Raw genomic sequence first — 25565 nt, forward strand, 5'->3', positions numbered from 1 at the left:
ATCCCAGTCGAAGTAGACCACGAACTCACGCGCGACCGGAGCCGGAGGCGGCGGCGGCGGCGGGGGAGGCGGCGGCGGGGGCGGCGGCGGCGGAGGCGGCGGCGGGGGCGGCGGCGGCACATAGGCCGGCTCGTCGGCGCCGAACGCATAGCGCAGGCCCAGGCTGACCGACTGGTCGGTGTAACGTCCCTGGAAAGGCCCCGGGTCGAACGCCGCCGAGGAATCGAACGTGTCGGCGGAGAAGTTCGACATCAGGTAGCGGTAGGTCAGATCCAGGCTGGCCCGGTTGCTGAGCGCCCAGGAGAGGCCGGCGATAGCTTGCGCCGCCAGTTCCGTCGAACTGTCATCGGCTCCAATAGCGATCGTGCGGTCCTGGGCCAGAGTGCCGAGGAGCTCGGTATTGACCCGGTTGACGCCGGCGCCGAGGCCGATGAACGGACGGAGCGACGACTCGGCGCTGCCGAAGTCATAGATGACGTTCATCATCAGCGTGGTAGCCTGGATTTCCCCGTCGGGGTTCTCGCAGGGCCCCACCGCCGGGACCGTGTTGCAGACAGCGGGGACGCCGCTCGCCGTCAGTTCGCCCAGTTCGCCCGGCCGATAACCGCCTTCCAGCTCCACGCGCCAGTTCGGCGTGAACCGGTAGCCCAAGCGGGCGAAGCCGGCCCAGTCATCGTCGACTTCAAACTCGTCGATCGCCAGGCTCAGTTCGGTCTCCGGCATGTGGTAACCGGCGTCAATCGCGCCGTACCAGCCGTTCGGCTCGGCAGCCGCAGCGCCGGCCGACAGGGCCAACGCCCCGGCGGCGCACGACGCCAGAATGAAAGTCTTAACGCGCATGGGTGGATGCCCTCCGCAGCCCAGGTGAATTTTCTCAAGGCGGCGCACGAGCCGCCGCTTGCACCCTCATAACAGCCCCGCTGGCTCAGGTCGAGACGAAGAAGCCCCGAACAACCATAAGCGTGGCCATTCAGCTACAGGGGGGCGCCGGGACGCGCGGTGGCGGGCGCCTCAGGCCGATTCCGCAATCTGAAACGGGAAAAGCGCTTCGCAAACAGCGAACTCGGCCGGCGTATCGACGTCCCAGCCCCGTTCGAATGGCATGGACCAGGCCAGGGCGCCGTCGGACTGAAAGGTGCGGTCGCGCATCAGGATATCCGGCCGGCCGACATAGACGGCGCCGTTAATGACGACCGTTCGCTCCAGATCCACGCCGCCGGAAGTGAATCGTCCCGCCGTGTCGACACGGCCGTAGAAGGACGGCGGTTTCGGCAGGGGCGAAACCCCGATCACCGCCGGGGCGCCGCTCTCGTGACAGAGACGGATGGCGCCATCGATATCCGCGGCGGTGCGCAGCGGGGAGGTCGGTTGCAGCAGAACCAGGTAGTCCCAGCGCCCGCCCACCTGATCCAGCGCGTGTTCGATCGCGTCGATGACCGAAGCGGTCGCCCCGGACAGGTGATCTGGCCGCAGGAACGGCGGCGGCCACCCCATCCCGGCGGCCGTCGCGGCCACCGCCGGGTCATCCGTGGAAACCACCAGATGATCGATCAGGGCGGACCCGCGCGCCGCCTCGAGCGTCCAGGCCACCATGGGCCGCCCGGCCAGGGGCCGGGCGTTCTTGGCGATCAGCCTTTGCGAGCCGCCTCGCGCCGGTACGATCGCCAGAACTCGCCGGTCGCCGATCATGCGACCGCATCGATGGCCGCGGGGGCCGCCGCGAGCCCGCTCACGCCCACGGATCGTGCGGGTGCGAATGATCGTCGGTCGAATCGAGCAGCATCAGCCCCACCGGTCCGATCACCGTGGACTCCTCCATCTGGAGGGCGATCAGGGCCGCCTTGCCGACACCTTCGCCGGGCAGGATCAGCGGTTGATCGTCGTCCACGGCCGGGAGAACCTGGGCATCATCCCACAGGGTCAGCGGCAGGAAGGCGTCGTCCTCGGCGGAGGGCAGGACCAGAGGCTCGCCGTCGGCGAAAACGGCCTTGTCTCCGACCATGGCCGGCAGGGTGAGTGGACCCTGGTCACTCCCGGACAGCAGGGGCGCGGGAGCGCCGCCCAGCGCCTGGGTCGACCCGTCGCCAAAGCGCAGGGTTTCGATGTCGAGGGCCAGGATCGAGCCGTCGCGGCCGCCTGTTCCGTCGATGATCCGCCAGCCCGCGCCCTCGGCCGTGATCGTGTAGTCCGCCGCGAGGCCCTGCAGCACGATCGTGTCGGTCCCGAGCCCGCCGCGGATCTGGTCCGTCCCGCCGCCGCCGCGCAGGGTGTCGTTCCCGGCTCCCCCGATGATCAGGTTGTTGTCCGTGCCGGTGAACTCGGCCGAGGGGGAACCAGGTAGCACGAAAGTGTCGCCAGGCTCGCCGTACAGTGCATCCACCGCGTCGGCCTCGCGGCGACTGGAGCCAGCGCGGCCGTAGACGACGTCGAGGGACAAGGCGCCGACCAGAAATTCGTCGCACACCCCTCCGATCAGGACAGGAAAGCCACTCCGCGAGAGGGAATCGAACATGAAACGGCCCAACCGACGAGAACCTGGTCGGCTACCGTAACGCGGCTTCCCGAAACGACAAGCGGCGCCGGTTCAACTCCTGGCGACCTGCGCGGCCGACCCAAGCCGAAGTTGCGACCGAATCAACCCCCGCCCGTACGGTTGGTGGCCTTTCCGGTCCCTTCGCATACCGGGCAGACCTCGCCTGAGGGCAGCACGCCTCCGCCCATACACTCGGGACAGAGAGTCGGATCCGGGTGCTGGAGGGAGGCCGGATCGGCCGGATCGGACGGCGTCAGATCCCGATCGTCGATTTCGTGCTCGTTCATCCGGACGGAACGGGCGGACGGAGGTCCGGTTTCATGATGACACGGCCCGGGCTTGGCATTACGGACCCGCTGGTGATGGACGAGACAGAACGGCAAACTGCGGATCGCGCGCGAGACGCGCAGGGCTGGGACACGGCGAAGACGCTGGCCGAGGCCCTGCCCTACATCCAGATCTATGACCGCAAGACGGTGGTCATCAAATATGGCGGTCACGCCATGGGCGAGAGCGCCGTGGCGAAACAGTTCGCCGCCGACGTCGTATTGTTGAAGCTGATGGGTGTGAACCCGGTCGTCGTCCACGGTGGCGGGCCGCAGATCAGCGCCATGCTCGAAAAGGCCGGTGTGAAGTCGAGCTTCGTCGACGGGCTGAGGGTCACCGACGCCGACACCATGCAGGTCGCCGAAATGGTCCTGTCGGGCGCGGTGAACAAGGAGATCGCCCACTGGATCACCATGGCGGGCCGCAAGGCGGACGTGCGCGGCATCGGCCTGTCCGGCAAGGACGCGGGCCTGCTGACGGTGGAGAAGACCCGCCGCACCAAGCGTGACCCCGACAGCATGATCGAGCACGAGGTCGATCTCGGTTTCGTGGGCGAACCGACCAAGGTCGATCCCAAGCTGGTCGTGCGGCTGCTGGAATCCGACGCCGACTGGGTTCCGGTCATCGCCCCCATCGGGGTCGCGGAGGACGGCCAGACCTTCAACGTCAACGCCGACACCGTGGCGGGGGCGCTGGCGGGGTCGCTGAACGCCAAGCGCATGCTGCTGCTGACCGACGTGGCGGGGGTGAAGGGCGCCGACGGCGAGATCATCCGCCAGATGACGGTGGGAGAGGCCTCGAAGCTGATCGACGACGGCGTCGCCACCGGCGGGATGATCCCCAAGCTGCAGACCGCCATCGCCGCCGTGCGGGACGGGGTCGAGGCGGTGGTCATCCTCGACGGCCGGCGGCCGCACGCCATGCTGGTTGAGCTGTTCACCGAACATGGCGCCGGCACCCTGGTGAAGGCTGAAGAATGACGGCCGAACCCGTGCAGCCGACCGAGATCGCCGCCGACCTGCGTCACGTGCGAAGCTGGATCTTCGACCTGGACGACACCCTGTATCCGCCCGAGCGTCAGATCCTGAAACGGGTGAGCGAGCGGATCGGCCATTTCATGGTTCGCACCACCGGCCTGCCGCTGGACGAGGCGCGGGCGCTTCAGAAGCGCTATCTGATGGACCACGGCGCGGCGCTGGGCGGGCTGATGAAGGACTATACCATCGACCCGGAAGAGTTCCTGGCCGATGTGCATGACGTGCCGCTGGACGACCTCCATGCGGACGAGGGTCTCAGGGCGGGACTGGAGCGGCTGAACGGGCCCCGCTACGTCTTCACCAATGGCTCGACGCGGCACGGCGAGCGCGTGCTGGAGCAACTGGGGATCAGCGACCTTTTCGACGGCCTGTTCGCGGTCGAACACGCCCGGCTGGTTCCCAAGCCGCACCCGGACACCTTCGCCCTGATGCTGGAGCGGTTCCAGCTCGATCCGGCGACGGCGGCCTTCTTCGAAGACACCGTGCGCAATCTCGAACACGCCAAGGAGTTGGGGATGACCACGGTGCTGGTCGGCCCCCATGCCTTCGACGCCGAGGCGCCGTTCGTGGACCACCGGGCGGCCGCGCTCGGGCCCTTTCTAGCCACCGCCATCCTGCCGGGAGATCCGACATGACCGACCACGCCGATCTGGAAGGCGTCATCGAGGCGGCGTGGGAGGACCGGGCCAGCGTCTCCGTCTCGACCCACGGCGAGGTCCGCAGGGCGGTCGAGCAGGCGATCGGAATGCTGGACGCGGGCGAGGCGCGGGTCGCCTCGCGCGGTGACGACGGTGTCTGGACCACGCACCAGTGGCTGAAGAAGGCGGTGCTGCTGTCGTTCCGGCTCAACGACAACGAACTCGTCCGCGGCGGCGACCGCGGAGCGGCCAGCCACGCACCGGGCGTCGGGCCATGGTGGGACAAGGTCCCGAACAAGTTCGGCGACTGGACCGCCAACCATTATCAGGAGGCCGGCTTCCGTTCGGTTCCGGGCGCGATCGTGAGGCGAGGCGCCTTCGTCGGCCGCAACGTGGTGCTGATGCCGTCGTTCGTGAACATCGGCGCGTATGTCGACGAGGGTTCGATGGTCGACGCCTGGGCCACGGTCGGCTCGTGCGCCCAGATCGGCAAGAACGTGCACCTGTCGGGCGGCGCGGGCATCGGCGGGGTGCTGGAGCCGCTGCAGGCCAATCCGACCATCATCGAGGACGGCTGCTTCATCGGCGCCCGGGCCGAGGTCGCCGAGGGCGTCATCGTCCGCGAGGGCGCCGTGTTGGCCATGGGCGTCTATCTGTCCGGGTCGACCAAGATCGTCGACCGGGCCACCGGCGAGGTGTTCCGCGGCGAGGTGCCGGCGTATTCGGTCGTGGTGCCGGGCTCGCTGCCCGATCCGAACGGCGGACCGTCGCTCTACTGCGCGGTGATCGTGAAACGGGTGGACGCGCAGACGCGAGCCAAGACCGGGGTCAACGAACTGCTGCGGGACTGAGAATGCGCCGCGCGGCGCTCATCGGCGTCACGAGCGCCCTCGCCACAGGCGTGGCGGCCTATGCCCTGACCTTCTTCAGCGATCCGGGCCCGATCGGCCGGCCGCTGGCGATGGCGCTTGGCCTATGCCTGACAGCCGTCCCGACCGGGTTGGCCGCCGGCCTGATCTCGCGGCTGGAGGCGAGCAGCGGCGGCGGCCACGACAAGCGGCGCTCTTCAGCTGGCGGCCTTGGCCGCCTATTGCCTGCTGGTCTGGAAGGGCAGCTGGGATCTGCCCGCCCTGGTTGCATTCGCTGTGTTGCTTCAGGCCGCCGCCGTGACCGCAGCCGGCTGGCTGATCGGCCTCCGGGATCGCGCACAAACGGTGCGCTAGCTTGCCTTCGCCAGCCGCACCAGCTTGCCGTTCGGCTCGTCGGTGATAGCCCACACGGCGCCGTCAGGGGCCACAGCGATGTCTCGCACCCGTTCGCCGAGGTCCGTCAGCAGCCGCTCCTCGCCGATGACGCGGTTCCCGTCCAGCACCAGCCGCGCGATGTGCTTTTCCTTCAGGCCGGCGACCAGCAGGTTGCCGCGCCAGCCCGGGAACATGGCGCCATCGTAGATGGCGACGCCGCCGGGGGCGATGACCGGATCCCAATAGTAGACCGGCTGCTCCAGCCCCTCGCGGGCGGTGATCCCCTCATTGATCGGACCGCCGCGGTATTCGACGCCGTAGGCGATGATCGGCCAGCCGTAGTTGACGCCGGCGCGGTCGAGGTTGAGCTCGTCACCACCGCGGGTGCCGTGCTCGACGGTCCAGACATCGCCGTTTGGGGCGATGGCGACGCCCTGAACGTTGCGGTGGCCCAGCGACCAGATTTCAGGGCGTGCGCCCTCGCGGTCGACGAAGGGGTTGTCGACCGGGACGGAGCCGTCGGCGTTGATCCGGATGGTCTTGCCCATGTGCGAGCCGAGATCCTGCGCCTGCGGCCGCATCGGCGCATCGGAGCGGTCGCCGAGCGTGATGAACAGGTGACCCGCACGGTCGAAGGCCAGGGATGAGCCGAAGTGAGCGCCGCCGTCATAGGCGGGCATGGCGCGGAAGATGACCTGCACGGCGTCGACCCGCGTCCCGTCGTCCGAAAGTCGGCCGCGGGCGACGGAGGTGGCGTTGCCGCCCTCGCGAGGCTCGGCGTAGCTCCAGTAGATCAGGCGGTCCGCGGCGAAGGTCGGGCCGACCACCACGTCGAGAAGCCCGCCCTGCCCGCGCGCATCGACGGCGGGGAGTCCGGCTATGGGCTCCCCCACCGCCCCCTCGGCGGTGACGATGCGCAGCCGGCCGGGGCGCTCGGTGACCAGCCAGCGACCGTCGGGCAGCATGGCGAGGCCCCATGGCTCCTCGAGCCCCGACGCCACCACTGTATGCGCCAGCGCCGCTTCGGTGCGCACGCCCGGGGCCCGTGTCTGGCCCGCGAAGGCCGGCTGCTGGTCCGCGGCGTTGGGAGGCCGGGATTCGACCGGCGCGGAGCCGCTGGCGGCGGGGATCTGGTTCTGTTCGTCGGCCCCGCAGGCGGCGGCCAGGGCCACGGCGGAGACGGAGACGGCGACGGCGAGCAGGCGCATGGCGGAAACCCCGGTTGGCTGGTCGTTCGTGAAGCGATGCAATGGACCTCGCGGTTCCCCGCGCCCGGCGCAAGCCCGCAAGCAGCGCCGAGGCCCTCGCGACGACTTGAAACCGTCTGCGCCCCCCTCTATAGGCACGCCTCTTCCGGCGGACAGACCAGTTCCCGCCGGACCCCGGACGCCGGGGCTGGGTAGCTCAGCTGGTTAGAGCGGTGGATTCATAACCCACAGGTCGGCGGTTCGAGCCCGCCCCCAGCCACCATTCCGGCAACCCGCCCGCATTCCCCGCGTTCACGGCGAAGGTTCAACGCCGAAGGGGACTTCCCATGCGCATCCGTATCGCCGCCCTCACCGCTGTCGCCGCCCTGGCGCTGGGCGCCGCCGCCTGCACCGAAGCCGAGCAGGACAATACCCGGGCCGAGGCCGACGAGGCCGCCGACGACACCGGTTCCGCCATCCAGGAAGAGGCCGCCCAGATTGGCTCCGCCGTGAAGGCGGGCGCCAGCGAGGTCGCCCAGGAAATCGACGAGGGGACCGATCGGCTGGCCGAGGAGGCTGACGAGCAGGAGGCCGAGACCAGGGCCGATGCTAAGGGCAACTAGGCCGCGGGCGCGCCGGCGGGCTCGGCCAGAAGGGCGTCGATCAGGGCCCGCGCCTCGGGGCTGGCCCAATCGGCCTCGCCGGAGAAATGCGCGCGGATGCGGCCCTGCCGGTCGAGCAAGACGGTCTGGGGCATCTTGCCCTCGCCGGGCAGCTCGAACGGGAGCTGGAACTTCATGTCGCTGTAGAGCGGCAGGGGCTCGTGCACGTCGATGAAGCTGCGGGCGTCGGCGAGGCCGTCCGCGGTGGCGTCGACGTTGATCGGCAGCACGATCAGGTCCGTGCCGGCATAGGCCTGGGCGAGGCGGGCCAAGGTCGGCATCTCGGTGCGGCAGGGCGCGCACCACATCGCCCACAGGTTGACCACCACCACCTTGCCCCGGAAGTCGGCGAAGCGGGCGGCGGCTCCGTCGCGGGTCCTGAAGACGTAATCGGGCGCGGGCGCGAGCGCCGCGGGGGTCTCCAGCCGGGTCAGCGACCCCTTGGCGAACCGGGCCAGTTCGCTCTTGGCGGGCGGCGCGGGCGCGGCGGCTTTGAAGAAGGCGTCGCGATTGGCGTATAGCAGGCCGGCGCCCGCGATCATGCCGACCGCCAGCGCGCCCGCGATCGCCATTCCCGCCGTCCTAGAGCGCTTCATGACACAGCCTTCCCAACCCGGTGCCACAGTTAAGCCTTCTCCGAACGCGGAAGGTCAAGACATGTGGGGCGGGCGTTTCTCGGCGCGGCCGGCGGACATCATGCAGGCGATCAACGTCTCCATCGGCGTCGACAGGCGGCTGTGGGCCCAGGATCTGGCGGGCTCGCGGGCGCATTGCCGGATGCTGGCGGCGCGCGGCATCGTGACCCAGGCGGACGCCGATGCGATCCTCGGCGGGCTGGACGCGATCGAGGCGGAGATGCGCGACGGGAGCTTCCCGTTCCGCGACCAGTTCGAGGACATCCACATGAATGTGGAGGCGCGGCTGGCCGAGCTGATCGGGGAGCCGTCGGGGCGGCTGCATACGGCGCGGAGCCGCAACGACCAGGTGGCGACGGACTTTCGCCTGTGGGTGAGGGACGCCTGCGACGCGGCGGTGGCGCAGCTGGAGGGGCTGCAGCGGGCGCTGCTGGCGCGGGCCGAACAGCACGCCGGCGACCTGATGCCCGGCTTCACCCATCTGCAGCCGGCCCAGCCGGTGACCTTCGGCCACCACCTGATGGCCTATGTCGAGATGTTCGGGCGGGACGCCTCGCGGTTCGCGGACGCCCGGAAGCGGATGAACGAGAACCCGCTGGGGGCCGCGGCGCTGGCGGGGTCGCCCTTCCCCATCGACCGGCACATGACGGCGGCGGAACTGGGCTTTGACCGGCCGATGGGCAATTCGCTGGACGCGGTGTCCGACCGGGACTTCGCGCTGGAGAGCCTGGCCGCGGCCTCGATCTGCGCCGGGCACCTGTCGCGGCTGGCCGAGGAGATCGTGGTGTGGATGACGCCGCAGTTCGGCTTCGTCAGCCTGCCGGACGACCTGACCACCGGCAGTTCTATCATGCCGCAGAAGCGCAATCCGGATGCCGCGGAGCTGGTGCGGGCCAAGACGGGCCGGATCATGGGCTCGCTGGTGGCCCTGTCGACGGTGATGAAGGGACTGCCGCTGGCCTATTCGAAGGACATGCAGGAGGACAAGCCGCCGGTGTTCGAGGCCTTCGACGCCCTGACCCTGGCGCTGGGGGCGATGACGGCGATGGTTTCGGCCCTGCAGCCCGACACAGAGCGGATGCGGGCGGCGGCGGGGTCGGGCTTCTCGACCGCGACCGATCTGGCCGACTGGCTGGTGCGGGAGCTGAACCTGCCGTTCCGCAAGGCGCACCATGTCACGGGGGCGGCGGTGAAGCGGGCGGAGGCGCTGGGCGTGGATTTGTCGCAACTGCCGCTGGCTGAACTGCAATCGCTTGAGGCGGGCGTCACGGAAGCGGTTTACAAGGTGCTCACGCCCGAGGCTTCCTGCGCCAGCCGCCAGAGCTTCGGGGGCACGGCGCCGGAACAGGTCCGCGCGCGCATCGCCGACTGGACGGCGCGACTGGGGTAGATGGCATGAAGAAACTGATTGTCCTGGGCGCCGCCGCCCTGATGGCCGCCTCCGCGGCGGGCTGTGGCCGCGTGGCCGACCTGGACGCCCCGCCGGCCAGGCGGACCGAACGCGCCCTGCCGGACGAGCGTGGGCCCGGACCGGTCGAGCCGGCCACGGTCTACCGTCCGCCCAGCCAGGCGCCGATCGACGGCGGACCCAGCTCGAACCCCTATGGCGGTTCGGGCGCCAACCCCGGCTAGGACCTTGCACCATTTCGACCGGATCGACGGCGCCCTCCATGCGGAGGCCGCGCCTCTCGAGGCCATTGCGGAGGCGGTGGGCACGCCGGTCTATGTCTATTCGACCGCGACCCTGACGCGGCACTACCGGCTGCTGCGCGAGGCGGTGGACGCGCATCGCGCGGCGCTGGGCGGTCCCGGCAAGGAGGGGGCCCTGATCGCCTTCGCCGTCAAGGCCAACTCCAACCTGTCGGTGCTGGCGACGCTGGCCCGGCTGGGGTGCGGCGCCGATACGGTGTCGGAGGGCGAGATCCGGCGGGCGCTGAAGGCGGGCGTCCCGGGGCAGCGCATCGTCTTCTCGGGCGTCGGCAAGACCGACGCCGAACTGGCCTTCGCCATCGAGGCCGGGGTGCGCCAGATCAACGTGGAGAGCGCCGTCGAGCTGGACCGGCTGATCGCCGTGGCCGCCGCCAGGGGCGCCGCGCCGGAGATCGCCATCCGGGTCAATCCGAAGATCGGGGCCGGCGGCCACGCCCGGATCACCACCGGCGGGGCGACCGACAAGTTCGGGGTGCCGGCCGAGGAGGCGCCGGCCCTGTACGCCAAGGCCGCCGCCTCGCCGCATGTGACGCCGGTCGGCCTGGCCTGTCACATCGGCAGCCAGATCACCACGCTGGAACCGCTGGAGGCGGCGTTCCGGGCCCTGCGCGAGATGACCCTGGCGCTGCGGGCCGAGGGGCTGGCGGTCAGCCGGCTGGATCTCGGCGGCGGGCTGGGCGTGCCGTATCACGGCCAGTCGGACCTGCCGTCGATCGCCGACTATGTCGCCATGTCGGCGGGGGTGCTGGAGGGGCTGGAGGTCGAGGCGGCGTTCGAGCCGGGCCGGCTGCTGGCGGCCAACGCCGGGGTGCTGTTGAGCCGGGTCATCCAGGTCAACGCCCGCAGCGACGGCCGGACCTTCCTGGTGCTGGACGCGGGCATGAACGACCTGATGCGGCCGGCCCTGTACGACGCCTTCCACGACGTCGTGCCGGTGCGGGAGCGGCAGGGCGGGACGGCGGCCTACGACCTGGTCGGGCCGATCTGCGAGTCCACGGACGTGTTCGCGCGGGAGCGGAGGCTGGCGCCGGTGCAGGCCGGGGACCTGGTGGCCTTCATGGGCGCGGGGGCGTACGGGGCGGTGCTGGCCAGCGAGTACAACTCCCGCCCCCTGGTCCCGGAGGTGCTGGTCGACGGCGACCGCTGGGCGGTGGTGCGGGGACGGCCGACCTACGACGAGATGTGGGCGCGGGAGCCGCAGGCGGACTGGCTGGGCTGAGGCCGGTTTTACCCGGGTGAAATCCGGAAAGCGGTGTGGCGCCGTCGGCAGGGTCGGCAACCGGAACAGCGGGGGCAGAGTCGGCAGAGTCTACATCGGCGCGCCTCGGGCGGTGCGGCGGGGATGCGATTGTCAAAGACCGGCGGACAGACGAACGGCGCATTATGCGCCCGCCGGTTTGTGCGGCGGGAAGATCGATTCCAGAATCCAGGAAGTGACTGAAAAGGCGGGAGATCGCCTCCACAATCCGACTATGATTCCGCGGATTGTCAGCACAGCGTCATGCCTTCGCTTTCGTCATCCCGGGAGCGAGCGCAGCGAGACCCCGGGACAAGGCGGCGCCGAAGGCGACCTGTGCATGCAGGATGTGTCCGGGAGTCGGCCCTCCCGACAGGTTCGCGCTGACGCGCGCCGCCTCGTCCCGGGGTCGGCGCGGCTGCGCCGCTTGCCCCGGGATGACGAAAGGAGGGGTAGGCCGCGTCCCGGCTCAGTCCAGGGCGCAGATGTCGGGGAGGCCGCGGAGGGCGCCGGCGTGGTCGAGGCCGTAGCCGACGAGGAAGCGGTTGGGGGCGTCCCAGCCGACGAAGTCGGGCTCGGGGGCGCGGGGCAGAGGCCAGGGCTTTTTGGCGAAGACGCAGGTGAGGACCTCGGCCGCGCCCGCCTCGCGGGCGATGCGGACAGCCTCGGCCAGCGACAGGCCGGTGTCGAAGACGTCGTCGAGGATCAGCACCTTCTTGCCGGCGATGGGGCGCTGAAAATTCGCATAGACGTCGATCTTGCCGCGGCTCGACTGTTCGTCGCCGTAGGAGGCCAGCCACAGGGCGTCGAAGCGGACGTTGCGGCCGATGCGCGACAGGGCCCGGGTCAGGTCGGCGGCGAACCACAGCCCCCCGGTCAGCAGCACCGCCGCCACGGTCTCGTCGTCGGTGACGGGGGCGATCTGGCGGGCCAGGTCGGCGACGATGCGCGCGACCTCCGCCTCGGGCAGCAGGACGGTGGGGGTCGGGGTGTCAGCCATGCGAGGCGGATACCGCCTCAGGCCCGTGCGAGTCGATAGCGAGCGGCGCCGCCACGGGTACGGCCACCGGCACGGCGTCGATCGGCTGCATGTTCAGCGCCTCGACCGGCCCCGGAGACAGGGCGGGGCGCAGGCCGCCGACATCGGCGGTCGGCAGCGGACGGTGGACGGGCGGCGCGGCGCGATGGGCGGGCGCTTCCGTCGCCGGGGCGGCGTCCTCGAGTACGAAGGCGACGCCGACGCCCTGACCCTTGCCGCCCGGATCGGCGATGGTGGCGGCGAAGCCCTGGACCTTGCCGGGCAGGACGGGGGCGGCGTCGATGCGCACCACGGCGTGGCCGATCTCCGCCCCGTGGGCGTCCAGCAGGGCGACCCGGACCGGCGGCGCGGTGCGCTCGTCCTCGCGGACGTTGCGGAGCGCGCCCGAGACCAGAACCTTGCCGGGATCGTTGGGCGCGGCGCGGGCCGAGACGGCCTCGAATTCCAGGCCGGTGGGATTCACCGTCAGGCCGACCGCGGCGTAGGCGGCGGCGGCGCGGGGCGCCATCTCGACGACCTCGACGCGGAACAGCCAGGCGGCGCCGAGCAGGGCCGCGAAGCCGGAGGCGATGCCGGCCCAGACCACGCCGTGGGCGGCGGCGCGGCGCAGCCGGCGCTGCTGCTCGGCCCGGGCGCGGAAGGCGCGGGGCAGTTCGGGCGCCGGGGTCTCGGACAGTGATTCGGCGGACTCGGCCGCCTCCTCGCGCCGCGAGAAGCTCGACGGCTCCAGCCCCGGCGGCGAGACCGACAGCTCCAGCGGCTCGTCCAGGGTGGCGCGCCAGGTGTGTTTGCAGGTCTTGCAGCGCACCGTGCGGCCGGTCGGGCCGATCGCCTCGTCGGGGGTGAAATAGCTGGTGGCGCAGGACGGGCAGGTCAGTATCATGTGCGCTGACTGAGAGGCGTTCCGCCCCCTCCCGTCGCGGCTTCACGGCCGCGTCCTGACCCAAAATCGATGCCCGTCCAGCCCCGCCGCGCCGCCTTGACCGCCTCCGCGACCGACACCGTCCGCCTTTCCGGCGTCGGCTTCGGCTATGCGGACGGCCCGAGCGTGCTGCGGGACATTAACCTCATTCTGGCAGCGGGCTCTTTCCACTTCCTTACCGGGCCGTCGGGGGCCGGAAAGTCGACGCTGCTGAAACTGCTGACCCTGGCGGCCCGTCCGACGGCCGGAGAACTGACGCTGTTCGGGGAGGATGCGGGCGCGGCCCCGCGGTCGGCCCTGCCCGGCTTCAGGCGGCGCATGGGGGTGGTGTTCCAGGATTTCCGCCTGCTGGACCATCTGTCCGCCTTCGACAACGTCGCCCTGCCGCTGCGTCTGGCGGGGGCGAGGCGCGACAGCTACGCCGCCGACGTGGAGGAGATGCTGGACTGGGTCGGGCTGGGCGAGCGGACGGACGACCGGCCGCCGACGCTGTCGGGCGGGGAGAAGCAGCGCCTCGCCATCGCCCGGGCGGTGGTCAACCGGCCGGACCTGATCCTCGCCGACGAGCCGACCGGCAGCGTCGACGCGGCCATGGGCGAGCGGCTGCTGAAGCTGTTCCAGTCGCTGAACCGGCTGGGCACGACGGTGCTGATCGCCAGCCACGACGAGGGACTGGCGGCGGCCTCGGGGGCCTCGGTGCTGCGGCTCGAGGGCGGCCGGCTGGTCGGGGGGATGGCGTGATCCCGGGCCTGACGCGGAGCCGGGCGGCGATCCTGCCGCGCGACGGCGGCGGCGAGCCGTGGCTGGCGGCGGTGATCGCCGTGCTGTGCTTCCTCGCCTGCCTGTCGGCGGTAGGGGCCGTGTCCGCCGACAGGGCGGCGCACGGCTGGGCCCGGCAGCTGCGCGCCGAGGCGACGGTCCAGGTGCGGCCCCGCGTCGGCGAGACGGGGACGGAGGCGGCGGCGCGGGCGGCGCAGACGCTGGCGGGCGTCACCGGCGTCGAGGAGGCCGAGGCGATGGATCGCCAGACCGCCGAGGCCCTGCTGAGGCCGTGGGTCGGCGACGCGGTTCTGCCCGACCTGCCCCTGCCCCATCTGGTCACCGTCCGGCTGGATCGCGATGCGCCGGCCAGCGCCGTCAGCCTGAGCCGCGCCCTGGCCGAGGCGGGGGTGGACGCGACGGTCGACGACCACAGCCTGTGGCGCGGAGAGGTCGAGCGGTCGGCGGCGCTGATCACCGCCCTCGCCGTGGCGGCCTTCCTGCTGACGGCGGGCGCGGCGGGGGCGGCCATCGTCTATGCGACCCAGGCCGGAATGGCGGCGCAGCGCACGATCATCGAGACGCTCAGTCTCAACGGGGCTTCGGACGGGCGGATCGCCGGCCTGTACCAGGCCCGCTATGGCCTGCTGGCGGCGGGGGCGGGCGCGGCGGGGGCGGCGGCCGCCATGGCGCTGACGGCGGGGCTGAGGTTCCTCGGCGGCGCGGACGGCGTCACGCCGGCCCTGCCCGTGGCCTGGAGCGATCTGCTGATGCTCTCGCCATGCCCGCTGCTGGCCGCTACGGTGGCGCTTGTCGCGGCGCGGATCACCGCGCTGGCGCGATTGCGGGGCGGCCGTTAAGTTAACGCCATGAAGTTTCTAACCTTCGTCGCCATCATCGTGGTGATCTGGCTGGTCGGCCTGTTCGCCTTCGCCGACCGGGTGCGCAGCTATACGCCGGCGGCCGAGCCCGCTCGTGCGGACGCCATCGTCGCCCTGACCGGCCCCTCGGCCGAGCGCGTCAACGCCGCCATCCGCCTGCTGGAACAGGACAAGGGCCAGCGGGTGCTGATCTCGGGGGTCAACCGCGAGGTTCGCCGCCAGGAGCTGCGCGCGCTGACGCCGGGCTCGAACAAGCTGTTCAACTGCTGCGTCGACCTGGGCTTCGAAGCCGAGGACACCATCGGCAACGCCCAGGAGATCGCCGCCTGGTCCGAGGCCAAGGGCTATGACAGCCTGATCGTGGTGACCTCGGACTATCACATGCCCCGCGCCCTGACCGAGATCCGGGCGGCGGCGCCCGATCTGGAACTGACGCCCTATGCGGTGGAGACGCCGTCGCTGGACAATTCGCGCTGGTGGCGGGCGGCCGTGACGGCGCGGCGGATGACGCTGGAATACATGAAATATCTGGCCGCCCTGGGACGGGCGCTGGTCGGCGGCGAGTACGAGCGCCCCGCGACCGAAGCCGCGCCGGCCGGGAAGGCCGGCTGACATGACCACCCTGCGTTCGCTGCTGTTCGTCGCCTGGCTCTATCTGTCGATGGCCCTGTTCGCCGTCGGCCTCTCGCCCGCCCTGCTGCTGCCGCACCGCTACGCCATGGGGGTGATCCGGGGCTGGGCGGGCTTCTGCCTGTTCGGCCTGCGCTGGATCGCGGGGGTGAAGGTCGAGTTCCGCGGCCTGGAGCACCGGCCGACCGGCGCCGCCCTGGTCGCCGGCAAGCACCAGAGCATGCTGGACGTGATCGCGCCGTGGATCGTGCTGCCCGACAACTGCTTCATCATGAAGAAGGAGCTGCGGCCCCTGCCCTTCTTCGGCTGGTTCGCGTGGAAGACGGGTATGATCGCCGTCGACCGCTCGGCGCATTCCAGGGCGCTGAAGGACATGGTGAAGCAGGCGCGGACGCGGTTCGCCGAGGGGCGGCAGATATTGATCTTTCCGGAGGGGACGCGGGCGGCTGTGGGGGCGCCGGCGGACTACAAGCCGGGCATCGCGGCGCTGTACCGCGATCTGGAATGTCCCTGCACGCCGATGGCGACGAACTCGGGGGTTTGCTGGCCGGCGCACGGGTTCCGGAGATATCCGGGGACGGTGGTCTATGAGTTCCTGCCGGCGATCCCGGCGGGGCTGAAACGGGCGGAGTTCATGGCGGAGCTGGAGGCGCGGATCGAGGGGGTGTCGGGAGCGATGCTGGCGGCGGACGAGCGGCCCGCTCTCACCTGACTAACGCAGCGTCTCCCACGCCAGGGCGTGGACCTTGTCGCGGCCGAGGGCGGCGGCGAGGGGCGGCTCGGCGAACAGGCCGGCGATGGCGGGGTCGCGCACGTCGAGGCCGCCGGTGAAGGCGCCGAAGGCCGGGAGGACGGCGCGGCGGCCGTCGGTGACGAAGCAGGGACGGCGGACGCCGCGGCCGTGGGCGGCGACCCGGGCGGCGGGGTGGAGGTGGCCGGCGATCTCGCCGGGCTGAACGCCGGGCTGCGGTTCGTGGATCAGGCGGAGAGAGCCGAGGGACAGGGTTTCGGTCACTTGCCCGGGCAGGGCGTCGAGGGAGCCGGCGAGGGCGCGGATGTCGTGGTTGCCTTCGAGCCAGATCCAGTCACGGCCGGCGGCGAGGCGGTGCAGACGGGCCGCGTCGTCCGGGGCCATGCGGGCGATCGATTTCGAGTCGTGGAAGCTGTCGCCGAGCAGGACGACGGCGGCGGGCTGGAGGGCTTCGATCTCGGCCTCGAGCCGGTCGAGGGTGGCGCGGCTGTCGTAGGGGGGCAGCATCTGGCCGCGGGCGGCGAAGGCCGAGCCCTTCTCCAGATGCAGGTCGGCGGCGATCAGGGTGCGGTGGTTCAGCACCCACAGGGCGCCGGAGCAGCGCAGCACGCAGGGCTCGCCCTCGATATGGACGCGCAGGCCGCCGCTGGGGCAGCGGGCGGGGGACAGGGCCTGACGCAGGACGGCGTTCATTGGGCGGCCCCGGCGGGCGTTTCGCCCATGACCTCGGCGATCAGCTCGGCCTCGTCGAACCCATAGGCGCTGGCGTCGAGGATCATCTCGGCCGCCTGGCCGCCGCCGACGCGCTCGCGGCCGATCTGGACGAGGACGGGGACGCAGAAGGGCGAGGGGCGCTCCAGATGGACATGCCGGATCCGGCCGTGGATGCGTTCGAGCAGCTGCCCCAGCCGGGCGACGTCGAGCAGGCCGGCGGCGGCGTCGGCGCGGGCGGTCTTGAGCAGCAGGTGGTCGGGCTGGTGGCGGCGGAGCACGTCGTAGATCAGGTCGGTCGAGAAGGTCACCTGCCGGCCGGTCTTCTCGTTCCCCGGCTGGCGCTTCTCGATCAAGCCGGAGATCAGGGCGCAATTGCGGAAGGTGCGCTTCATCATGAAGCTCTCCTCCAGCCAGCTCTCGAGGTCGTCGCCGAGCATGTCGGGCTCGAACAGGGCGTCGAGGTCGAGGCCGTCCATCGGCTTGATCGACCAGATGGCCAGCGAATAGTCGGTGACGACGAAGCCCAGCGGGCCGACGCCGAGGCGGTCGAGGCGGCGGGTCAGCAGCATGCACAGGGTGCCGTGGGCGAGGCCGCCGGCGAACGGATAGGCGACGAGGAAGTGGCGCGACCCGCGCGGGAAGGTCTCGACCAGCATGGTCTCCGCGTCGGGGATGGCGGACTTCGCTTCCTGAAGCTCCAGCCACTCCTGCACGTCGGGGGGCAGGACGCGCCAGTGCTCGCGGTTTTCGATCATGTCCCGGACGCGGTCGGCAAGCGAGCGCGACATGGGGAATTTGGAGCCGCCCCAGGAGGGGATCTTCGGGTCGCTGTCCTGGGCATGGGTGACCAGGGCGTCCATGCCGGCGATGGCCTGGAAGGCCCAGACCTGACCGGCGAAGACGAAGGTGTCCCCGGGGACCATGGGCTCGAAATAGGTCTCCTCGGCCTCACCGACCTTGCGGCCGCCGATCAGGCGCTGGCCGCGGCGCGAGGCGACGCGGACGTTGAGGGTGGCGGCGGCGACGATGGCGCCGACGTTCATGCGGTGGCGCTGGGCGGTCCGGGCGTCGCGCACCTTCCAGCGGCCCTGCCGGTCGCGGACGATGCGGGCGAAGCGTTCATAGGTGCGCAGGGCGTAGCCGCCGGTGGCGACCAGATCGACGACCTCCTCGAACTGCTCGTACGTCAGGCCGCGGTAGGGGCCGCAGGCGGTGACCTCCGCATACAGGTCCTCCATGGCGAAGGGTTCGGAGCAGGCGCAGCCCATGACGTGCTGGGCGAGGGTGTCGAGGGTGCCGGTGTGGACCGGCTCCCAGTCGAAGGCGTTTTCGGCCACGGCCTCGCGGGCGGCCTGGCATTCCAGCATCTCGAAGCGGCTGGCGGGGACCATCAGGGCGCGCGACGGCTCATCCAGCCGGTGGTTGGCGCGGCCGATGCGCTGCACGAGGCGGCTGGCGCCCTTGGGGGCCGCCAGCTGGATGACGAGGTCGACGTCGCCCCAGTCGATGCCGAGATCGAGGGTGGAGGTGCAGACCACAGCGCGCAGGTCGCCGCGCGCCATGGCCGCCTCGACCTTGCGGCGCTGCTCGGCGGCGAGGGAGCCGTGATGCAGGGCGATGGGCAGGTCGTCGTCGTTGATGGCCCACAGCCGCTGGAACACGAACTCGGCCTGCCAGCGGGTGTTGACGAAGATCAGGCTCATGCCCGCGCGGCGGATGGCGTCATAGACCTCGGGGATGGCGTGCTGGCCGGTGTGGCCGGCCCAGGGGACGTGGCCCTCGGAGACGAGGACGTCGACCACGGGGGGAGCGCCGGGGTCGCCCTTCACAATGGTGACGGCGCTTGAGGCTGACCCCTCCACCCCTTCGGGGTCCCCCTCCCCATCGCTGCGCGACAGGGAGGAGACGGTGGTGGCGCCGCCTGTCTCCTCCCCACGCAGTGGGGAGGGGGACCCCGAAGGGGTGGAGGGGTCCGACCTGCGCACCTCGCCCGGCCGGAGCCAGTCGGCGATCATCGCGGGGTCGTCGACGGTGGCGGAGAGGGCGACGCGGCGCATCTGCGGGGCGTATTTCTGCAGCCGCCCAAGCCCGAGGCTCAGCAGGTCCCCGCGCTTGCCGCTCCAGATGGCGTGGACCTCGTCGAGGACGACGCATTTCAGGTCGGCGAAATAGCTGCGGGCGCCGTCCCAGGCGCAGAACAGGGCCAGCTGTTCGGGGGTGGTCAGCAGGATGTCGGGCGGGAAGTCGCGCTGGCGCTGGCGCTTGGACTGTTTGGTGTCGCCGGTGCGGCTCTCGACGTGGATGTTCAGGCCGATCTCGCGGATCGGGGTCATCAGGTTGCGCTCGACGTCGGTGGTCAGGGCCTTGAGCGGCGAGAGGTAGAGGGTGTGGACGCCGGAGCCCGGGCCGGTCACCGGCTTCGGGCCGCGCCCGGCCAGCTCGATCAGGGAGGGCAGGAAGCCGGCCAGGGTCTTGCCGCCGCCGGTCGGGGCGACGAGCAGGGCGTGCGATCCGGCCTCGGCGGCCGCGATCATCTCGAGCTGGTGGCGGCGCGGGGTCCAGCCCCGGCTGGCGAACCAGTCGGCGAACAGGGGGGGGAGCTGCGTCACCGGCCCCACGGCGACAGCACCCGGCAGCCGGTGTGCTCGAAATGCCGGAGGTTGCGGGTGACGATCGTGAGCCCGTGCACATGGGCGGTCGCCGCGATCAGCTCATCAGTCAGGTCCGCGGTTCGCCCGGCGGCGCGCTGCGCCTCGGCCAAGGCCGCCCAGCGCTCGGTCACGTCCAGATCAATGGGGAGGATGCGGTCGTCGAAGCGCAGGATCAGTTGCGCCAGCCAGTAGTCGAGGTCGTCCCGGCGCCGGCCAGGCTCGAGTCGCACGATGCCGCGCCGCAGTTCACCCACCGAGATGACGCTCAGATGGAGGTCCGTGGGCAACTGGTCGCCCAGCCATGCGACGACAGCCGGATCGGGCCGGGCGCGTTTGGGCTCGCTGATGACGTTGGTGTCGAGCAGGAACATCAGAAGGGGTCGATATCCCGGGCCGGACGCTGGTCGCGTTCCAGGTCGACGCTCTCAAGCGAGGGACCGTTGAGCAGCCAGTCCTTGAAGTCACGCGAGGCGCGCGGGTCCTTCAGGCGCCTGAAATCCTCGGCCGAGAGCACCACGGCCGCATCCTGGCCGTGGATGGAGATTTCCTGCGGTCCTTCCGTCCGGGAACGGCGGATGACTTCGGACAGGTTGTCCTTCGCCTTGGCGAGGCTCCAGTTCATGCCGCCCTCCGTTATGGCTATGCTATATGGCCATATATCATGGGAGGGGCGGAGCGGCAATCAGATGTTCCCGTTCCGTTTCACCCGGTGAGCGCGCGGACGGCCACGTAGATCGCCACGAGGATGATCAGGCCGGCGAACAGGCGGCGACCCAGCGCGGCCCGCTCACCGAGGCGGCGGGCGATCGGCAGGCCGAGCGCGGTCCCGACGGCGCCGCCGGCGACCATGGCGACGACGACCGGCCAGTCGACGAGGCCGGAGACGGCGTAGTTGGCCGAGGTCGAGGCGCCGAACACCGCCACGCTGAGCAGGGAGGAGGCCTGGGCGTGCATCAGGGTCATGCCGGTCGCCGCCATCAGGCCGGGGACGATGAGGAAGCCGCCGCCAATGCCGAAGAAGCCGGCGGCGAATCCCGCCCCGAGGCCGATCGGGGCCAGCCGCAGGACGAGCCGGCGGTCGAGGCGCACCGCGGCGTCGCCCTCGCTGCGGGGCTTGCGCAGCATCGACAGGGCGATCAGCACCATGGCGAGGGCGAAGAACAGCAACAGGCTCTGGCCGTCGACCTGTTTGGCGAGGGTGGAGCCGGCCAGGGCGCCCAGCACGCCGGTGACGGCGAACAGTGTGGCGCAGGGCCATTTGACCCGGCCGGCGCGGGCGTGGCCGGTCAGGCCGGTCATGGCGTTCAGCGCCACGCCGGCCGCCGAGGTGCCGAGGGCCACGTGCGGATCGGCGATCCCGACGACGTAGAGCAGCAGGGGCGCGGCCAGCACCGACCCGCCCCCGCCGAACACGGCGAGGAACAGGCCGACGATCGCTCCGCTGAGCGCCGCGGCGCCCCAGGTCCACAGCATCGGGTCCATCGGTTCAGGCCGTCCGGGACGGACCCGCCGGGGAGGCGGTCACGGGCAGGCCGGCCGCCTTCCAGCCGTTCAGCCCGCCGTCGAGGACGCAGGCGGCGCCCTCGATGCGCGCCGCGAGGCGGTCGCAATACATGCCCGTGCGTCCGCCGCTGCGGCACATGAATATGACTTCGCAGCCCGGCTGGACGCCGAGATCGGCCTGTTCAAAGGTCGACAACGGAGCCGAGACGGCCCCCGGCAGATGCTCGGCGGCGAATTCGTCGGGTTCGCGGATATCGATGACGACGGCGCGGCCGCTCCTGATGCGGTCGGCGACCTGATGGGGCGACAGGGGGGTGAGGACGGCGGACATGAGGCTACTCCGGGGACGGCGGGTTGAAGATTTCGGCCAGGGTCGCGATGACGCGGACCACGGCCGGGTCGGCGATGCGGTAGAAGACGGCCTGACCCTCGCGGCGAGTCGCGACGAGCCCCTCCTCGCGCAGCAGGGCCAGATGCTGGGACAGGGCGGACTGGGACAGGCCGACCAGCGGGCAGAGCGCCCCGGCCTGAAGCTCTCCGTCCCCGAGCCGGCACAGGATCATCAGCCGCTTCTCGTTGGACAGGGCCTTGAGAAGCGTTGCAGCCTGGGTCGCACTGGCCTCGAAACGCGCGAGATCGATGTGGGTCATGCCGTTCATGTCGCCCTATATATTCGCACTTGCTAAATTAGCAATACCTAATATATAGGGCGACGTCAGTTCAGGAGCCGAGCCATGAAGCCGACCGTCCTGGCCTTCTTCGACAAGGCCACCAACACCATCAGCTATCTGGTCAGCGACCCCGCCGCGGGCGTGGCCGTCGTCATCGATCCGGTGCTGGATTACGACGCGGCCGCGGTGAGGACCTCGACCGGCAGCGCCGACGCCATCCTGGCGGCCGCCACCGAACAGGGATGGCGCATCGAGCGGGTGCTGGAGACCCACGCCCACGCCGACCACCTGTCGGCGGCGCACTACATCCGGGAGAGGACCGGGGCCCGGATCGGCGTGGGGCGGCGCATCACCGAGGTGCAGAAGACCTTCGCCGACCTGTTCGAGACGGACGACCTGACGCCCGACGGCGCCGTATTCGACGACCTGTTCGACGACGGCGACCGCTTCGCCGTCGCCGGACTGGAGGTCGAGGTGATCCACACCCCGGGCCACACGCCCGCCTGCGTCAGCTATCGCATCGGCGACGCGGTGTTCGTCGGCGATACCCTGTTCATGCCCGACTACGGCACCGCCCGCACCGACTTCCCCGGCGGCGACGCGGCCACTCTGTACCGCTCGATCCAGCGCCTGCTGGCCCTGCCGGCCGAGACCCGGATGTTCGTCGGCCACGACTATCTGCCGGAGACCGGCCGCAAGGATTTCGCTTGGGAAACGACGGTGGGCGAGGAGCGCCGGGCCAACATCCATATCGGCGGCGGCGTGAGCGAGGCGGACTTCGTCGCCCGCCGCACCGCGCGCGACGCCAGTCTCGACGTGCCGCGGCTGATCCTGCCCTCGCTGCAGGTCAACATCCGGGCCGGGGACCTGCCGCCGCCGGAGCCGTCGGGGAAGCGGTTCCTGAAGTTTCCGGTCAACGCCCTGTGAGCTGATGTTCCCGTTCCGTTTCGCGGCGGGACCAGCTATCTACGGGCGGTGTCCGTCTCCACCCTCTCCTCCTCCCCAGCCCTGACCGGCGCCGAGCCGTGGCTCGTGCTGCCGGCGTCTTTGGCCGTGCCGCCGGGGGCCGGGGCAATCTGCGATGAGGCGGGGCCGCGGAAGATCGGGCGAGGCGCGGCCGAGGGGGCGTTCACGACGGGGCCGGTGCTGGTGGCGCACGCCAGCCTGACGGCGCGAAGACTGGGGCTGGCGCCGCCGCCCCGGTCCAGCGATCTGCTCGACGTGCTGGAGCTGTTCGCCTTCGTGCGGCCGGCGCGGTTCTGCGCCCCGTCGCCGAGCGGGCTGGCGCTGGCCATGGGGATGAGCGAGCCGAAAGGAGCCGAGGCGCAGGCGGAGGCCTTGCGGCGGGCGGCCGACGGGCTGCTGCGGGAACTGGCCGACCCGGCCTATCCGGATCGCGAGGCCGCCTTCACCCTGGCCGAGACGCTGGCGCGGGCGGGATGGGCGTGGGGCTGGCGGGTGCTCGGGGCGCTGCAGCATCAGCCGGTGCGGGAGCGGCAGCATCGCGGGTCCGGGCTCGACGCCTGGTCGCGCCTGCCGGAGTGGGAAGACGAGGCGCCGCGCGGCGAGGCAGGCTCGGCGCCGGTGGATTCCGAGAGCGCGCGCATCCGGCTGGAGAAGCTGCTGCAGGCCTCGGGGCTGGACGAGACGCGGCCGACGCAGAGCGACTACGCCGCCGAGGCCGCCTTCGCCTTTTCGCCGCGCAACGAGGAGGGGCGGCCGCGGGTGCTGCTGGCCGAGGCGGGGACGGGGACGGGCAAGACGCTGGGCTATCTCGCCCCGGCCTCGCTGTGGGCCGAGCGCAATGCAGGGGCGGCCTGGGTGTCGACCTACACCCGCGCCCTGCAGCGCCAGATCGACCGCGAGAGCGCGGCGCTGTGGCCCGATCCGGTCGAGCGCAAGCGCAAGACCGTCGTGCGCAAGGGGCGGGAGAACTACCTGTGCCTGCTGAACCTGCAGGACATGGTGCAGGCGGCGCAGCTGGGCAACGGCGACCTGATCGGCATGGCGCTGGCCAGCCGCTGGGCCATGCACACGCGCGACGGCGACATGACCGGCGGCGATTATCCGGGCTGGCTGCCGGGGCTGTTCGCGGTCGGGCCGAGCCATCAGGCCAGCGCGGCCAATCTGGTCGACCGGCGCGGCGAATGCGTCCACGCCGCCTGCCCGCACTACCGCACCTGTTTCGTCGAGAAGACCATCCGGGCCAGCCGGCGGGCCGATCTGGTCGTGGCAAACCATGCGCTGGTGATGACCCAGGCCGCCTTCGACGGGGCTCGGTCGGCGCGCGGTCTGAAGCAGGACGGCGAGACGGCGGCGCTGAAGCGGATCGTGTTCGACGAGGGCCACCATCTGTTCGACGCGGCGGACAGCGCCTTTTCGGCCTGTCTGTCGGGGCAGGAGGCGGCGGAGCTGCGGCGCTGGATCCGGGGGCCGGAAGGGCGCGGGCGGCGCGGGCGCGGCCTGGAGCAGCGGCTGGGCGATCTGTGCGCCGATAACGAGGCGGCGACGAAGGCGCTGCAGGACGCGGTGCGGGCGGCGGCGCAGCTGCCCGGCGAAGGCGTGTCGGGGCGGATCGCGCCGGCCTCGGGCGAGGTCAATCCGGTGGGGCCGATCGAGCGGTTCCTGCTGGCGGGACTGGAACAGCTCCGTGCACGGACGAGCGAGAACGCCTCGGGCTCGGGCGTCGAATTCGGCATGGAGTGCGCGCTGCGGCCGGTGACCGATCCGGTGCTGGAGACGGCGCGCGAGGCGGCGCAGGCGCTGGCGGCGGTGGAGGCGCCGCTGCTGGCCCTGGCGCGGCATCTGGAGGACATTCTCGACGACGAGGCGGCCGAGCTGGACGGGTCGCAGCGGTCGCGGATCGAGGGGGCGCTGCGCGGCCTGGACCGGCGGGCGCGGATGACCCTGCCCGGCTGGCGCTCGATGCTGGCGGCGCTGGAGGTCTCGTCGGACGAGCCGGACCCGGACTTCGTCGACTGGCTGTCGGCCGAGGCGGCGTTCGGGCGGATCATGGACGTGGCCCTGCGGCGGCACTGGATCGATCCGACCGTGCCGCTGGAGGCGGCGGTGATCATGCCGGCCCACGGGGTGCTGGTGACCAGCGCGACCCTGTCCGATCCGAACTCGGATGATCCGTTCGACATGGCGCGGCTGAGGACCGGCTCGGCGCGGCTGATCGAGCCGGCGCGGACGCTGAAGGTCGAGAGCCCGTTCGACTATGCGGCCAACGCCCGGGTCATCGTCGTCAACGACCTGATCAAGGACGACGCGCGCCAGACGGCGGCGGCGATGCGCGAGCTGTTCCTGGCGGCGAGCGGCGGCGGGCTGGGGCTGTTCACGGCCATCCGGCGGCTGAAGGCGGTCTATGAGCGGCTGGGGCCGGATCTGGCCAAGGCGGGAATCCCGCTCTACGCCCAGCACGTCGATCCGCTGGAGGTCGGGGCGCTGGTCGACGTCTTCCGGGCCGAACAGGACTCCTGCCTGCTGGGCACGGACGCGGTGCGCGACGGGGTCGACGTGCCGGGGCGGAGCTTGCGGATTCTGGCCTTCGACCGCGTGCCGTGGCCGCGGCCGGATCTGCTGCACAAGGCGCGGCGGGCGCGGTTCGGCGGCGAGGGCGCGGGCGGGAGAAACTTCGACGACGCCCTGGCGCGGGCGCGGATGGCGCAGGCGTTCGGGCGGCTGATCCGCCGGGCCGACGACAGGGGGGTGTTCGTCATGCTGGACGCCGCCTGCCCCACCCGGCTGTTCGCCAGCCTGCCGCCGGGCACCGAGGTGCACCGGATGGGGCTGGCCGAGGCGGTGGAGCAGGTCGGGGCCTTCCTGTCCTGA

The 25565-nt window shown here is 71.3% G+C and carries 28 protein-coding genes and 1 tRNA gene; 15 read left to right on the forward strand and 14 right to left on the reverse strand.

The features are described from left to right. The 3 genes from VEA62_RS01910 to VEA62_RS01920 all read right to left on the reverse strand — a co-directional run. Positions 1-888, reverse strand: an 888-nt coding sequence (locus VEA62_RS01910) for an outer membrane protein (RefSeq protein ID WP_324817683.1), incomplete at its 3' end; no start/stop codon positions are given. Positions 889-1011: 123 nt separating this feature from the next. Continuing rightward, positions 1012-1689: an acylneuraminate cytidylyltransferase family protein gene (locus VEA62_RS01915; protein ID WP_324817685.1), complete on the reverse strand. Its 678-nt coding sequence runs from the start codon at positions 1687-1689 to the stop codon at positions 1012-1014. A 40-nt stretch (positions 1690-1729) separates the two neighbouring features. Continuing rightward, positions 1730-2512 (reverse strand): hypothetical protein, encoded by a 783-nt coding sequence (locus tag VEA62_RS01920; RefSeq protein ID WP_324817688.1) that lies wholly within the window; start codon positions 2510-2512, stop codon positions 1730-1732. A 383-nt stretch (positions 2513-2895) separates the two neighbouring features. Here VEA62_RS01920 and argB point away from each other — a divergent pair, with 383 nt between their 5' ends. From argB to VEA62_RS01940, 4 genes are all read left to right on the forward strand, one after another. Then, positions 2896-3840, forward strand: coding sequence for an acetylglutamate kinase (gene argB / locus VEA62_RS01925; RefSeq protein ID WP_324817919.1), 945 nt, complete (start codon positions 2896-2898; stop codon positions 3838-3840). Further along, complete coding sequence (locus VEA62_RS01930) at positions 3837-4532, forward strand: pyrimidine 5'-nucleotidase (RefSeq protein WP_324817692.1); 696 nt, start codon at positions 3837-3839, stop codon at positions 4530-4532. The genes argB and VEA62_RS01930 overlap by 4 nt, the downstream gene beginning before the upstream one ends. Further along, positions 4529-5386, forward strand: coding sequence for a 2,3,4,5-tetrahydropyridine-2,6-dicarboxylate N-succinyltransferase (gene dapD / locus VEA62_RS01935; protein ID WP_324817695.1), 858 nt, complete (start codon positions 4529-4531; stop codon positions 5384-5386). Before VEA62_RS01930 ends, dapD begins: the two co-directional genes overlap by 4 nt. Positions 5387-5614: 228 nt before the next feature. Next, positions 5615-5758, forward strand: coding sequence for a hypothetical protein (locus VEA62_RS01940; protein WP_324817697.1), 144 nt, complete (start codon positions 5615-5617; stop codon positions 5756-5758). Here the strand turns inward: VEA62_RS01940 and VEA62_RS01945 are convergent. Continuing rightward, complete coding sequence (locus tag VEA62_RS01945; RefSeq protein WP_324817700.1) at positions 5755-6987, reverse strand: PQQ-dependent sugar dehydrogenase; 1233 nt, start codon at positions 6985-6987, stop codon at positions 5755-5757. The genes VEA62_RS01940 and VEA62_RS01945 overlap by 4 nt on opposite strands. Positions 6988-7172: 185 nt before the next feature. Here VEA62_RS01945 and VEA62_RS01950 point away from each other — a divergent pair. Next, positions 7173-7249: transfer RNA gene (locus VEA62_RS01950), tRNA-Met, on the forward strand. 64 nt (positions 7250-7313) lie between these two features. Continuing rightward, on the forward strand, positions 7314-7589 hold the full coding sequence (locus VEA62_RS01955) for a hypothetical protein (RefSeq protein ID WP_324817702.1): 276 nt from the start codon (positions 7314-7316) through the stop codon (positions 7587-7589). Here VEA62_RS01955 and VEA62_RS01960 read toward each other — a convergent pair. After that, positions 7586-8200 (reverse strand): TlpA disulfide reductase family protein, encoded by a 615-nt coding sequence (locus VEA62_RS01960; RefSeq protein WP_324817705.1) that lies wholly within the window; start codon positions 8198-8200, stop codon positions 7586-7588. The two genes, VEA62_RS01955 and VEA62_RS01960, sit on opposite strands and share 4 nt — an antisense overlap. A gap of 85 nt (positions 8201-8285) precedes the next feature. Between VEA62_RS01960 and argH the strand changes: the two genes are divergently transcribed. From argH to lysA, 3 genes are read left to right on the forward strand one after another with little or no spacing between them, the layout of a single operon-like run. Then, positions 8286-9653 carry an argininosuccinate lyase gene (gene argH / locus VEA62_RS01965; protein WP_324817708.1) on the forward strand — a complete coding sequence of 456 codons (1368 nt, stop codon included), beginning with the start codon at positions 8286-8288 and terminating at the stop codon, positions 9651-9653. A gap of 5 nt (positions 9654-9658) precedes the next feature. Continuing rightward, positions 9659-9895, forward strand: a complete 237-nt coding sequence (locus tag VEA62_RS01970) for a hypothetical protein (protein ID WP_324817710.1) — start codon at positions 9659-9661, stop codon at positions 9893-9895. A 4-nt stretch (positions 9896-9899) separates the two neighbouring features. Further along, positions 9900-11192 carry a diaminopimelate decarboxylase gene (lysA, locus tag VEA62_RS01975; RefSeq protein ID WP_324817713.1) on the forward strand — a complete coding sequence of 431 codons (1293 nt, stop codon included), beginning with the start codon at positions 9900-9902 and terminating at the stop codon, positions 11190-11192. Positions 11193-11679: 487 nt separating this feature from the next. Here lysA and VEA62_RS01980 read toward each other — a convergent pair whose 3' ends face one another. Together VEA62_RS01980 and VEA62_RS01985 are read right to left on the reverse strand one after the other, a co-directional pair. Beyond that, positions 11680-12210, reverse strand: a complete 531-nt coding sequence (locus tag VEA62_RS01980; protein ID WP_324817716.1) for a phosphoribosyltransferase — start codon at positions 12208-12210, stop codon at positions 11680-11682. Continuing rightward, positions 12203-13132: an MJ0042-type zinc finger domain-containing protein gene (locus VEA62_RS01985; RefSeq protein WP_324817719.1), complete on the reverse strand. Its 930-nt coding sequence runs from the start codon at positions 13130-13132 to the stop codon at positions 12203-12205. The genes VEA62_RS01980 and VEA62_RS01985 overlap by 8 nt, the downstream gene beginning before the upstream one ends. 69 nt (positions 13133-13201) lie before the next feature. Between VEA62_RS01985 and VEA62_RS01990 the strand changes: the two genes are divergently transcribed. Genes VEA62_RS01990 through VEA62_RS02005 form a run of 4 tightly spaced genes read left to right on the forward strand, consistent with a single transcriptional unit; the run spans position 13202 to position 16153 of the window. Next, positions 13202-13912, forward strand: coding sequence for a cell division ATP-binding protein FtsE (locus tag VEA62_RS01990; protein WP_324817722.1), 711 nt, complete (start codon positions 13202-13204; stop codon positions 13910-13912). Further along, entirely contained in the window at positions 13909-14790 is an 882-nt protein-coding gene (locus VEA62_RS01995) for an ABC transporter permease (protein WP_324817724.1), read from the forward strand. Before VEA62_RS01990 ends, VEA62_RS01995 begins: the two co-directional genes overlap by 4 nt. Positions 14791-14799: 9 nt before the next feature. After that, complete coding sequence (locus VEA62_RS02000) at positions 14800-15423, forward strand: YdcF family protein (RefSeq protein ID WP_324817726.1); 624 nt, start codon at positions 14800-14802, stop codon at positions 15421-15423. A 1-nt stretch (position 15424) separates the two neighbouring features. Beyond that, positions 15425-16153 carry a lysophospholipid acyltransferase family protein gene (locus VEA62_RS02005; protein ID WP_324817728.1) on the forward strand — a complete coding sequence of 243 codons (729 nt, stop codon included), beginning with the start codon at positions 15425-15427 and terminating at the stop codon, positions 16151-16153. On the opposite strand, the gene pdeM is transcribed toward VEA62_RS02005, so the two are convergent. The 7 genes from pdeM to VEA62_RS02040 all read right to left on the reverse strand — a co-directional run bounded on the left by pdeM (position 16154) and on the right by VEA62_RS02040 (position 21719). Then, complete coding sequence (gene pdeM, locus VEA62_RS02010; RefSeq protein WP_324817730.1) at positions 16154-16885, reverse strand: ligase-associated DNA damage response endonuclease PdeM; 732 nt, start codon at positions 16883-16885, stop codon at positions 16154-16156. It lies immediately after the preceding gene. Next, positions 16882-19515 carry a ligase-associated DNA damage response DEXH box helicase gene (locus tag VEA62_RS02015; RefSeq protein ID WP_324817733.1) on the reverse strand — a complete coding sequence of 878 codons (2634 nt, stop codon included), beginning with the start codon at positions 19513-19515 and terminating at the stop codon, positions 16882-16884. Before VEA62_RS02015 ends, pdeM begins: the two co-directional genes overlap by 4 nt. After that, complete coding sequence (locus VEA62_RS02020; protein WP_324817736.1) at positions 19512-19928, reverse strand: type II toxin-antitoxin system VapC family toxin; 417 nt, start codon at positions 19926-19928, stop codon at positions 19512-19514. Before VEA62_RS02020 ends, VEA62_RS02015 begins: the two co-directional genes overlap by 4 nt. Further along, positions 19928-20179 carry a type II toxin-antitoxin system Phd/YefM family antitoxin gene (locus tag VEA62_RS02025; RefSeq protein ID WP_324817739.1) on the reverse strand — a complete coding sequence of 84 codons (252 nt, stop codon included), beginning with the start codon at positions 20177-20179 and terminating at the stop codon, positions 19928-19930. The genes VEA62_RS02020 and VEA62_RS02025 overlap by 1 nt, the downstream gene beginning before the upstream one ends. Before the next feature lie 80 nt (positions 20180-20259). After that, on the reverse strand, positions 20260-21039 hold the full coding sequence (locus VEA62_RS02030; protein ID WP_324817742.1) for a sulfite exporter TauE/SafE family protein: 780 nt from the start codon (positions 21037-21039) through the stop codon (positions 20260-20262). Between the two features lie 4 nt (positions 21040-21043). Continuing rightward, positions 21044-21391 (reverse strand): rhodanese-like domain-containing protein, encoded by a 348-nt coding sequence (locus tag VEA62_RS02035; protein WP_324817745.1) that lies wholly within the window; start codon positions 21389-21391, stop codon positions 21044-21046. Positions 21392-21395: 4 nt separating this feature from the next. Beyond that, positions 21396-21719: a metalloregulator ArsR/SmtB family transcription factor gene (locus VEA62_RS02040; protein WP_324817747.1), complete on the reverse strand. Its 324-nt coding sequence runs from the start codon at positions 21717-21719 to the stop codon at positions 21396-21398. Positions 21720-21794: 75 nt separating this feature from the next. On the opposite strand from VEA62_RS02040, the gene VEA62_RS02045 reads away from it, so the two are divergent. Both VEA62_RS02045 and VEA62_RS02050 read left to right on the forward strand, forming a co-directional pair. After that, complete coding sequence (locus VEA62_RS02045) at positions 21795-22658, forward strand: MBL fold metallo-hydrolase (RefSeq protein ID WP_324817749.1); 864 nt, start codon at positions 21795-21797, stop codon at positions 22656-22658. Positions 22659-22706: 48 nt separating this feature from the next. Next, positions 22707-25565, forward strand: a complete 2859-nt coding sequence (locus VEA62_RS02050) for an ATP-dependent DNA helicase (protein WP_324817751.1) — start codon at positions 22707-22709, stop codon at positions 25563-25565.

Origin of the sequence: Brevundimonas sp. (assembly GCF_035627475.1) — a bacterium.
Taxonomy (GTDB): Bacteria; Pseudomonadota; Alphaproteobacteria; order Caulobacterales; family Caulobacteraceae; genus Brevundimonas.